This is a genomic window from Staphylococcus sp. GDB9P120P (assembly GCF_017893435.1).
GTDB classification, from domain to species: Bacteria; Bacillota; Bacilli; order Staphylococcales; family Staphylococcaceae; genus Staphylococcus; species Staphylococcus cohnii.
This window is the reverse complement of record NZ_JAESNB010000002.1, coordinates 491,448-503,786: the sequence shown is the minus strand read 5'-3', so window position 1 is coordinate 503,786 and position 12,339 is coordinate 491,448. Positions and strand designations below refer to the sequence as shown.

The following is a 12,339-nucleotide window of genomic DNA, read 5'->3' as shown; positions in this document are numbered from 1 at the left end:
ATTCATATACCTAAAATATTATCACTATTTTATAGAAAATTGGGATGTTACCCTCTAATTATTATGAATTTTCTGATAATTAAATTTAAAAAACTTAATTTTTTCTTAAAATTGACAATATCAAAATAATTTTTTGATCGCTTTAGCAAAATATCTTTTGAAGTACGTTACATTGTGTTGGCCTCTTTTATTGATAGTATAATAGAGTAATGCCTTCTCAGAAATCATTAATTCACTTAATATATCTACAGCTAATTCTGTTTGAACAAACATTTCTTGTTTAATGCTAAGCTGTTGCTGTCCTTCAAGCTCTCCTACATACCAATAAATTTGTTTGTCCTCTTTAATAATCGTTTGTTGTTTCATAAATGCCACAAATCCTGGATACCATACTGAAGGTGATATTAATATATAACGGCCAAAACTTTCTGGACTTTTAAATAATGTATACAAAGAAAGTAATCCGCCTAATGAAGCACCAGCTATACCGATATCTTCAGTTCTTTGAGATATATTAAAACATTTTCTTAAATAAGGAAGCAAATGCTTAGTTATCCATAAAATATAAGCATCTGCTTCCCCTCTATAATTAATCCCATCTACGACTGCTCCCCATGGGCTATATTCCTGATTTCTATTGTTGGGAAGCACTCCGACAAATATAATATCTCGCTCAACATCTTTAAATAACGCGTCTCCATCTTGCACTAATATCAGCGGATAGCCACTTTCTTTCTTTTCATCATATGCTTTGGGCAATTTCACAAAAATCACATGTTCTTGAAAATGAATCTTAAATGTTTTAACATTCATTTTAATCACCACCTTCTTAGCAGTTCAAAAACACCACGCTTTAACTAGAGAAATTAAATAATTTTATTTTATTTTTCTTAGCATACTCTAATGCTAAAATTTCTAAAATATTGATAAAAGCTAAATTATCTTTAACTTTAATATATTGAAACTTTAACTTTTTTTCATTTGCTTTAATGTTTTTCATTTCCGCTTCATCTAAACCGTGATGTTCTATATAAGCCTTTCTAAATTTTGTAGTTCCAGTGTCTGAAGCTGAATTAAATTGTCCTAATTTATCATATAAATCTTTTTGCGTAAATTTAAAACCAGTCATAAATCCACCAGCTTGTCCTACAAATATTGGTGTTTTATTTTCAAAAATCACAAAAACACCTTTTTGTTCTGCAACTTTACTTCTACTTTCATTATCAAAAGCAAGCGCATTTGCTTTATCATACTTAAATAATTTTTTTAATTGCTTATTATAGTCTTCTAACAAAGTATTTATTTTTTTCTCGCCATTCAATGTAATCATTCCTTTCTTTTTTCATTTAACATATACACCAAATGACCTCATATTAAACCTTTAGTTATCATACGTACTTTTTTGTATTAATGAAATAGCTCAAAAGTCTTCATCGTAGTTTTATTTTTTCTATATATGCTTGTTTTTCATACAACGAAAAACGTGCGTATACAGATGGTTTATCATGTAATAAACTCCGTATGCGCACACTTTTAATCTCAAATTTTAATTGGCTTTAAATAATATTGTAAACTCGTGTATGCCACAGTAAACACATGGTAACATTCACAAATGAACACAAATATTTTATTTAAGATAATTTAATACTGTTAATCCTACAGCTTCTGCAGAAACTCGCATTGAACTTTCACTGATATTAAATTTAGGATGATGGTGCGGATGAATATCACCGTTTTCTGGTGCAGCTCCAGCATAAATAAATGTGCCAGGAATTGCCTTAGCGTAGTAAGCAAAATCTTCTGAAGGCGGTTGTGGCTCACATCTTTCAACACTTGAAATTGCATCAGTATCCGCTTCTTGTATAGTATCTACAACAAATTTTGTGAATTCAGGATCATTGTACAAGGCTGGATAATCATCATGGTAGTCTAATTCACATGTGACACCAAACATTGCTTCCAATCCTTCGGACAAACGTGTCACTTCTTTTTTAATTGTATTTTTAGTATCATCGGTTAACGCGCGTACGTCACCTTCTATTTCAATACTATCTTTAATCACATTGAATTGTCCTTTACCATCAAATGAACCTATTGTAACAACACCCGTTTCAAACGGATTTAATCGTCTTGAAACAATCGTCTGTAATGCATTCACAAAGTATGCACCTGCTACAATACTATCATTTGCTGTATGTGGAGACGACCCATGACCACCTTGACCATTGACTTTAAGCTTAAAGAAATCACGTCCAGTTTGCACGTTACCTTCTCTGTAATAGATATTACCTGCAGGCATATGACTCATGACATGAACACCCAATACATGATCAACACCATCTAAAACACCGTCTTTAATCATTGCTTGTGCACCACCAGGAGGTACTTCTTCAGCTGGTTGATGTATGACAACAACTTTACCATTAAATTGATCTTTTATTTCAATAAGTGTTTCTGCAAGAATTAACATATATGCCGTATGTGCATCATGCCCACATGCATGCATGACACCATCATTTTTCGAAGCAAATGCTAGGCCTGTATCTTCTTGAATTGGTAAAGCATCAAAATCAGCACGAATTGCGATTGTCTTGCCTGGTTTACCACTATCAATAGTAACTTTCAAACCATTTGGACCCACATTCGTTTCAACTTTACAATCTTTACCTTCATAAAATGCTTCTATATATTTAGGTGTTTCTTTCTCACAAAAAGATAGTTCTGGGTGTTGATGTAAGTAACGACGTATTTCTATCATACGTGTTTCTTTTTCTTTCAATGTTTCAATCAATTGTTTCATTATAATCATTCCTCCAATGAAATATACGATACCTTAATGCCATTATATACTTTTCAAATGACAACGTTGTATTAATGAATTATGCTCTATTTTGCTTCTTAAACGATGGCACAGCTAGAAGAATAATGACGAATGAAAGCAATGCCATTAATACGTTTAACCATAAACCAGCCATCGCACCAAACTTCACATTTGTAGCTTCTGTAACAACGCCATATAAAGCTCCTGATAAAGCTATACCAAATGCGCCACCCAATGAGGAAGCCATTTTATAAATACCTGAAGCTACACCAACTTTATCTTCAGGAGAATTAGATATCGCCATATCTGTAGAAGGTGTTGCATAAAAACCTAAACCTAATCCATAGAGTAAATAACCAATAATACATACAACGACATATAGCGCACTAGGTAAAAATGTAAATGATATTAAAATAATACCAACCATATTAAACGTTGTACCTAACAACATAGGTTTTTTAGCCCCTACTTTTTGTAAAACTTTTTCACCGACTCTAATCATCAACAATACAGTAACCAAATATGTAATCGATAAAAGTCCTGTTTGGAATGCGTTGAAACCTATACCTTTTTGAACGAATGTATTGGCTACAAGCAAAGCACCTGCAACACCATTTAGTAAGAAATTGGATAATGTCGCCCCTGTATAAGCTTTGTTTTTAAATAATTTAAAATCAATTAATGGATTATGTTTTTTATTTTCAACTATTACAAAAGCTATGGTTGTGATAATAAATACAATAACTAGTCCTATTATTATAGGTGAAAGCATGCCAAATGTACCACTTTGAGTGATTACGACGTTAATACTTAACATCATAATTACAAAAAGCATCAACCCAGTAAAATCAAATTTCAAGTTTGTTGTATTATCAGATTTGGTTTCCGGTGTGCCTTTTATTAATAACATTGCAACTAAGGCAATAATAATAGATAAAATAAAAATCCATCTCCAACCAATAAAAGTTGAAACCATACCACCGAATAGAGATGCTAATCCTGATCCACCCCATGAACCAATCGACCAATAACTCAGTGCACGCTGTCTATCTTTACCTTCAAAATAAGTCTTCATAATTGCTAAAGTTGAGGGCATAATCGCTGCTGCTGATAAACCTTGAATTACTCTTCCTATAATGAGCAATATCGGCAGGTTACTAATTATAATCAATAAAGAACCAATGATACTTAACCATAAACCAATATATGTTATTCTCACACGCCCTACTTTATCTGCTAAGCTTCCAGCACCAACAACAAACATTCCTGAGAATAGTGCTGTAATACTAACAGCAATACTTATTGTGCCAATATTACTATTAAATGATTGTTGTAACGTAGGAACTACGTTTAATAAAGATTGCGCAAATAACCAAAAAGTGACAACTCCTAATACAATACCTAATATTAATTTGTTGTCACCTTGATAACTCTTCGTATTTCCCTGTTGAGTCATTTGTTCATCCTCCTAAAATATTTTTAAAATGACAAATAGGGAAGATTAGTTTAGTTGGAAAATGTACTTATTATCGACATTTTCAATAAATGATACTTGCTATCCTCTCTATAAAATATAGTAGTAGGATATATTTTGTTAAAATATATAATAATTGTGGTTTTTAGTATCGATTATTTTCTAAATAACAATTGTAGTTTTAAATGACAAAAATGAACTATATTATTTTTGTCATTTTGTACCAAACTGCAAATGAATAAGCTGATTATTTTATCGCCAAACATACGACACAGCGATATATCAATTTTTATGTCACTCTACAACTACAATTAAAAGTATTTTTTAAATTCAATCATTTGTATTGCATTGGTTTGTAATTTCAAATGATAAGAAATCGTATCTACGACATCCACTTCGCTGACATCTAACTTAGGGTAAGAGATTCTGTTAACATAATTGATTGTCTCTGTATCCATGCCATGTTGTGTATTGTACTGCTGCCAAACTTGATAAAGTGCACCATTATTTCTATCTAATGTTAAATGCTTTATTTTATACGAGCCAGTGGTGGCATTTGATATATTGAGTTGGTACTCTTTATGACTTAAATAATCTGTTTGTTCATTTGTTGTATAATACGGATTATAATGTTCTGCATCCCACACTACGATTTGAAAATGGTCCCTCTGCCATACAACCATGCAGTCTTCGTTTTTAAAAAGCACTTGGTTAAATAACTTTTTAAAAAACATACTTGTAAAAAATGCAGGCCTTTTCCCATCAAATTGATGATATAAATCAATACCATTTAATTCGGAGGTAATCTCATTTGAATTATATTGATGGTGTAATTCATGATTAAGCCAGTAGCCAATTGCTTGTATTTGAGGATTTATATCAATCAACTGTTCAAAAATGATACCTGCTCTAAAATATTCACCATTTGTAAGACTTGTATTACCTGTTAATGTGTTCCAATTAAGCAACACAACCGAAACATCTTTCCCCTTTATATTGAACACATCAGTAATCTTATTGTACTGTTCTATGATATGTCGTTTAGCTAAATCATACTGTTTACTTTCAATTGAATTGAAATTGATAATATCATTTTGATTTGCACTAAACGCTATACTATTAATATTTTCACTTGATTTATCCAAAATTTGTTTAGCAGTTGCCAATTCATTGACATCAGTGATGTCCGTATTAAGTATAATCTGAGTATGCTCAAAATATTCTTTAAATAACCTTATTATTTTTAATAGTACATTGGCTTTTTTACCCTTCAAGTAAATGACTAATTTAAATTGTTTTCTATTCGGCACTGTATTATAAATATGCTCTAATAAAAATCTTAATTCGTTTGTATATTGTACAAATTGTGATGTTAATGTTGGAGGATCGATTTCAATTCCTAAACCAATGTGATGTTCAAATAAAAAACTTAAGCATTCATCTACTTTCATATATGGATGTATAGTAGGAATAAGTTCATCACTTTCAATAACTTTATTTTCAATATAGCCTTTTAAAATAGGATCTTTGATAAGCACATGGCCCAAACCTAAAAATTGTTGTACTTCTATCAGTTGTTTTCTGTATCTTTGAAAAAGTAATGTATCAAGGCTACCTATTTGAATCACATGATCATAATCTGACAAATCGTGTGTTTGATTGTAATTCAGCGTAATATCAATGACTTTTTGATTATAAGGAGATTGAATCATAGTACCAAGCGTTTGTTGGATATAAGTATTTAAATAGTATAGATACATTTGATAGTTTTCCGATTCAATTGTTGTTTTGGCAGTGTCCACAATATCTCCAACCTGATACCTTTTTCTATATTGCGAAGGCGTTAATTTGGTGTCTAATTTAAAATATTTCAGCAGCATATTAGAGTTACTAAAACCATTTTTCAAGGCAATGTGAGTAATAGCATCATTTGTTTGTACTAAGTCGTTTTTACAATGTTCAATTCTAATATGATTAACATAATGATTGAAACCAATTCCCATATGTTTTGTAAATAACTTTGACAAATATGTGTGACTTAAATGCACCTTCTCAGCCACCTCACTTAACGTGATTGGTTTGGTGAAATTTCTTTCAATATATTTACATACAAAATCTAAGCGGTGATCATTAACATCATGTTCATGATTTATATTTTCATAAGCTGGCAAATATCTTACAATCATAAACATTAAGTCAATTAACAGTTGTTCCATATATAATCTATAAAACTTCCCTTTTCGAATATAGACGATACCTATCTTAGCCACAACATTCAGAATTTGTTGGTATATAACTTTTTGCAATGTCTGTGGATTTAAAATATATATTTTGTCATTGTAATCACTAATATATTGCTTTAAATACGATTCTTTCAAATGAATGGCGGTATATAAGGTATCTTCCTCTTCTATAAGTCGATAGCGCTCTCTATGATTGATAATAAAAACATCGCCTGCTTGAAATTTATGAATACTAGTCCCACTGACGAATTTCAACTTATTTTTTAACACGAGAACGATACGTACACCATCATTAAAATTAAACACTGAATTATTGTTGTGATTAAATTCGATATTATAAATTTTTTCCATAGCACACCTCTTTATTAAAATATATTTTAATAAAATAAATGTGTATTTGCTATTTTGTTTTTTAATTTGTCGTTATTTAGACATAAAGGAGCACGTCTCCAAATATATTATAATATTGTCAGTGATTTATGCCGACTCCTGCGGGAATAGCATTAGCCGAAGACTACAGTCTAAGGTAGTGCCCGCGGAAAGCGTGCATAAAAAAACTGCCAACAAAGTCGGAGACTTTGTCGACAGTCTAAGACTAATCCGCAGTTGTACGGATTAGTCTTTTGCTTTAAATATGTGTGTTACATACTAAAACTTTTATTTTTTATTAATTGTTTTTTCAATTAATTCATTCAAATGACGAATATTTTCACTTTGTTGCGCTAGTAGCTTAACAATTTCATCATCTTCACTACCAAGCGAATTTTCGTTTTTGTTATCAACACGAGTTGAAATGGCCGGTGATATATCACTTTCATTTTGCGACTGTGTTAAATCTTTTTTATATGATTTTAAAGCTTCATATAAAAATGCGCGTTGCGTTGTTTGTTGTGCAATTTCGTTATATAGCATTTTCGTTTTTTGATCCACAGATATTGTATTATTTTCTTCATTATATGCGTTTTGTTGTTTGCGGATGCTAAATGTACGATCATAGCTATCATTACCTGCAGACTGATTGATATGTGCATAATTAGATGCCGGCATCTCGCCCTGTAGAGCATGCCCTTCAATATCTACATGTGGTAATATTCGATTTAACCATGCTGGCATATACCAAGATGCTTTGCCAAATAATTGTGTTAATGCAGGAATCAATAATAAACGTACGATAAATGCATCAAACAATATACCAAAGGCAAGTGATAATCCCATAGATTTAATCATCACATCATCTTGGAAGACGAATGCAATAAACACACTAAACATAATAAGTGCTGCAGCAACAACGACTGGACCACTTTCTTTAATACCTACTTTTATCGCGTGTTCATTATTACCTGTTTTACTATACTCTTCATGAATACGGGACATAAGGAATACTTCGTAATCCATCGCCAGACCAAAGAGCAAGCCAATTGTAATAACCGGTAAGAATGCTAGTAATGGTCCCGTTGTATCTACGCCAAATAGCTCAGACATAAATCCTTCTTGCATTACTAAAGTAGTAAAGCCTAATGTTGCCACTAAAGAAAGTACGAAACCTAGAACTGCTTTTAGTGGAATAATGATAGAACGGAAGACAACCATTAATAGTACGAACGCTAATGCTACGATAACGCCAGCAAATAATGGAATAGCTTCATTTAGTTTTTGCGACATATCTATATTAATTACACTTTGTCCAGATACTTCGGTTTTGAAATTATATTTGTCTCTAGCATCATCATTATAATCTCTTAAATCATGAACTAAATCATTAGTAGATTTAGCATTTGGACCTTTATCAGGAATTACCGCTACTAATGCATAATCTTTACTTTTGCTCAATTGTGGCGGTGCAACCATCTTCACATTATCCATATCATTAATATCTTTACTCAAACTTTGTAAATCTTTTTGCAACGCTTCAGGATTATCATTTTGATCTTTCACATTTACAAGCATTGCAATTTGACCATTATATCCTTCTCCAAATTTATCAGATACAATATCATAGGCCTTTTTCTGAGTCGTATCCGCTGGTTTCATACCATCATCTGGTATACCTAGACGCATATCATTAATCGGTATAGCAGCTACGACTAAAATAATAAGTCCAATCAGTACTGCTGCAAGTGGTTTACCAACTACGAATTTAGACCATTTCGTATCTACATCTCCTGCAAACTCTGTTTTTGTTTGTTTAGGATGAATTTGTTTATGGAAAATACTGATCAATGCTGGTAATAAAGTTAATGCACTAATCACTGCGACAAATACACTAATTGCAGAAGCAAAGCCCATCACGGCTAAGAAATCTATACCAACAAGTGACAAGCCACAAACGGCAATAATAACTGTAACACCAGCAAAGATAACTGCACTGCCTGCAGTACCTACTGCTAAACCTATTGCCTTAATGTGATTGGGCTCACTTTTAACAATTTGCCGATATCTAAATAAAATAAATAGTGCATAATCAATACCTACCGCTAAACCAATCATGACTGCTAATGTTAAAGTCACATTTGGAATATCAAATGCATAGGTTAATAATGATATGATGCCTACGCCAGTACCTAAACCAAGTAAAGCACTAATAATCGGCATACCTGCTGCGATAAACGAACCAAACGTAATTAGAAGTACAACAAATGCTACAATAATTCCGATTAATTCAGAAGAACCACCAACTTCAGTAGATTCCATACCTGTACCCATTAGTTCCACTTGTACGTTATGATCATCTTCTAATTTTTCAACTTGATCTTTCACTTTATCTTTTGAATTTTCTTTTAATGACGTTGCAGACACATCATAATTAATATCAGCGATTGCTGTAGATTTGTCCTCACTGATTTGTTTATTGTCATAAGGATCTGAGATATTTTTAATATCTTCATCATCATCCTTAATATCTTTCAATGTATCTTTGATATCTTTAGTCATATCTTGCTTCACTATGCCATTATCTGAATCACTTTTAAAGACTACTCTAATTTGAGCTTTCTCACTATCTTGTCCAAATTCGTCTTCTATTTTGTCATTCGTATCTAATGACTGTAAGCCATTCATTGTTATATCATTATCAAATTTAGGCGAACTTATTGTAAGCGGTATAATAATTGCTGCAAGAATAATCACCCAAGCAACTACACTCCACCATTTGTGCTTTGCAACAAATGAACCTAATTTGTATAAAAATTTTGCCAAACTATTGCCTCCTTAATTAAACAACGTTATAGTTTATACATATACTGTAGATTATTTCTATTGACATCTTATAATGATTTACCCTATTTAAAAAAGAACTAAATATGCAATTCCGTATACTTAAACTACAGATTAGGAGAATTGTAGAATGAATGAAAAAGATTTGCGTGTAATCAAAACAAAGCGGGCACTATCTCAAAGCTTATATGCATTATTAGAAAAATATGCATTTTCAACTATTTCAGTAAATCAAATTTGCAATGAAGCGTTGGTTCATCGCACAACTTTTTATAAGCATTTTTATGATAAATATGATTTACTTATTTATTTAATGACCTACTTAACCAAAGATTACTTTTCAACAGATATTAAAGAACGTATCAACAACCCTTTTACTAGCTTGGATCAATCCGTCACACACATTGACGATTTTAGTAAAATAAAGCATAAACAAGAAGATGATAAAGAATTTGAACGTACGGTTCAGAATCATTTTATTCGTATACTACAAAATGATATTAAAGCAAACGAACATCGGATAACGGTTGACCAAAGCGTTCCAATAGATTTAGTATTTTATGTTTACGGTGCTACTTTATATGGTTTTATGGAATGGATGCGTGAACATAGTAACAATATGTCACCTCAAGCCATTGATGCACTTTTTCATAAAATGATTAATATTCAAGTTAATGATGAATAAAAAATTAGCACATCAATAATTTTGACGAATTGCATCAACGTTAATTTAATTTTTAGTAAGTATTTAATACAATAGTATGAAAAGTGAGTATTACAAAGTAATTCTAAGCAAACTAAACTTGCTTACCGTGCAGTTCCTTAAATATGGTAAGTAGGCAATATGATATATAAAAAGCCCGTAAATGAATTTCAGAAAATTCATTTACGGGCTTTTTGATACTAGGATGATTTCCTAGTCATTTTTTATAATTAAAACATTTCTGAAACAACTTTTTGTTCTAAGAAGTGCAATAGATAGTCTGGGCTACCTGTTTTTGCATCTGTACCAGACATTTTAAAGCCACCGAAAGGATGGTAGCCAACGACTGCTGCAGTACAACCACGATTTAGATATAAGTTACCAACGTCATATTCTTTAACAGCTTCAATCCAGTTTTCACGGTTATTCGTAATAACTGCGCCTGTTAATCCATAATCTGTGTCATTAGCAATTTCTAATAACTCATTAAAATCTTTTCCTTTTACAAAACCAACAACAGGTCCAAATATTTCTTCTTGCATGATTTGATCGCTTGATTTAAGACCAGAGAAAATTGTAGGTTCAACAAAGTAACCTGTAGCACCATCAGTACCACCACCTTGTTCTAACTTACCTTCTTTTTTACCAATTTCGATATAATTTTTAATTTTATCAAATTGTTTTTGATTTATAACTGGTCCCATGTATGTGTTGTTTTCTGTATTTCCTAAAGTTAAATCTTGTGTAAGTTTAACAGCTTTTTCTAAAACTTCATCATATACATCTTTATGGACGATTGCGCGTGAACAAGCAGAACATTTTTGACCTGAGAAGCCAAACGCTGATGAAACAATCGATTCAGCTGCCAAGTCTGTATCTATATCTTTATCAACTACAATCGCATCTTTACCGCCCATCTCAGCGATAACACGTTTTAAAAATTGTTGTCCTTCTTGAACTTTTGCAGCTCTTTCAAAGATGCGTGTACCTGTCGCACGTGAACCTGTAAACGTCACAAAGTGCGTGTGCACACTATCAACAAGATAGTCGCCAATTTCTTTTGGATCACCAGGAACAAAGTTCACAACACCTTTTGGTAAACCTGCTTCTTCTAATACTTCCATTAATTTATACGCTGTTAACGGCGTATCTTCTGCAGGTTTTAAAAGAACTGTATTACCAGCAACAACTGGTGCTAAAGTAGTACCCGCCATAATTGCAAATGGGAAGTTCCATGGTGGGATTGTTACCCCAGTACCAATTGGTTTATAAAAATATTGATTGTGTTCTCCTTCTCTATCTAATACTGGTTTACCATCTGCGAGTTCCATCATTGATCTAGCATAATATTCGATGAAATCAATACCTTCAGCTGCGTCACCAACTGCTTCGTCCCATGGTTTACCAGCTTCATACACCATCACTGCCGATATTTCTTCTTTGCGTCGTCTAATAATTGCTGCAACTCTAATTAAAAATTCGGCACGATCTCTGTGTGTCCATCGTTTCCAAGATTTATAAGCTTCATTAGCCGCATCAAAAGCTTTATCTACTTCTTTTGTTGTAGCTTTTGATACTTCAGCAATAACTTCAGAAGTGTTTGCAGGATTGATAGATTGAAATGTATCCTTAGTAAAAATTTTCTCCCCATTAATCACTAACGGAAGTTTTTGATTTAATTCACCTTTAACTTTCTTTAATGCTTCTTTGAATGATTCGACATTGCTATTATCAGTAAAGTCAATGCCTGGTTCATTTGTATAGTTGACAACCATTTTTTCTACCCCCATGTAAGTTTGTAAATAGAAAACTAAAATGGAAAACTTCCATTCTTATTTTTATTGTATAGGTATCACACAACAAATGCAATCGCTTACAAAAACTT

8 protein-coding genes are annotated in these 12,339 nt (G+C 32.1%); 1 reads left to right on the top strand and 7 read right to left on the bottom strand.

Features of this window, described 5'->3' with window-relative positions; translation table 11 throughout:
• Positions 1–120: 120 nt before the first annotated feature.
• From KA856_RS02235 to KA856_RS02210, 6 genes are all read right to left on the bottom strand, one after another.
• A complete protein-coding gene (locus KA856_RS02235; RefSeq protein WP_107383984.1) occupies positions 121–813 on the bottom strand; it encodes an alpha/beta hydrolase in 693 nt (230 codons plus the stop codon).
• 40 nt (positions 814–853) lie between these two features.
• The gene (locus KA856_RS02230; RefSeq protein WP_107383983.1) at positions 854–1,321 is read right to left on the bottom strand and encodes a hypothetical protein; all 468 of its coding nucleotides are present in this window, start codon (positions 1,319–1,321) and stop codon (positions 854–856) included.
• Between the two features lie 306 nt (positions 1,322–1,627).
• Positions 1,628–2,803 (bottom strand): M20 family metallopeptidase, encoded by a 1,176-nt coding sequence (locus tag KA856_RS02225; protein ID WP_107384012.1) that lies wholly within the window; start codon positions 2,801–2,803, stop codon positions 1,628–1,630.
• A gap of 76 nt (positions 2,804–2,879) precedes the next feature.
• A complete protein-coding gene (locus tag KA856_RS02220; protein ID WP_107383982.1) occupies positions 2,880–4,277 on the bottom strand; it encodes an MFS transporter in 1,398 nt (465 codons plus the stop codon).
• Positions 4,278–4,606: 329 nt separating this feature from the next.
• A complete protein-coding gene (gene aryK, locus KA856_RS02215) occupies positions 4,607–6,889 on the bottom strand; it encodes a transcriptional regulator AryK (protein ID WP_210129323.1) in 2,283 nt (760 codons plus the stop codon).
• Between the two features lie 306 nt (positions 6,890–7,195).
• Positions 7,196–9,733: an MMPL family transporter gene (locus KA856_RS02210; RefSeq protein ID WP_119517630.1), complete on the bottom strand. Its 2,538-nt coding sequence runs from the start codon at positions 9,731–9,733 to the stop codon at positions 7,196–7,198.
• Positions 9,734–9,881: 148 nt separating this feature from the next.
• On the opposite strand from KA856_RS02210, the gene KA856_RS02205 reads away from it, so the two are divergent.
• The gene (locus tag KA856_RS02205; RefSeq protein WP_107384328.1) at positions 9,882–10,436 is read left to right on the top strand and encodes a TetR/AcrR family transcriptional regulator; all 555 of its coding nucleotides are present in this window, start codon (positions 9,882–9,884) and stop codon (positions 10,434–10,436) included.
• A 248-nt stretch (positions 10,437–10,684) separates the two neighbouring features.
• On the opposite strand, the gene pruA is transcribed toward KA856_RS02205, so the two are convergent.
• A complete protein-coding gene (pruA, locus tag KA856_RS02200; protein WP_019470000.1) occupies positions 10,685–12,229 on the bottom strand; it encodes an L-glutamate gamma-semialdehyde dehydrogenase in 1,545 nt (514 codons plus the stop codon).
• Positions 12,230–12,339 lie beyond the last annotated feature (110 nt).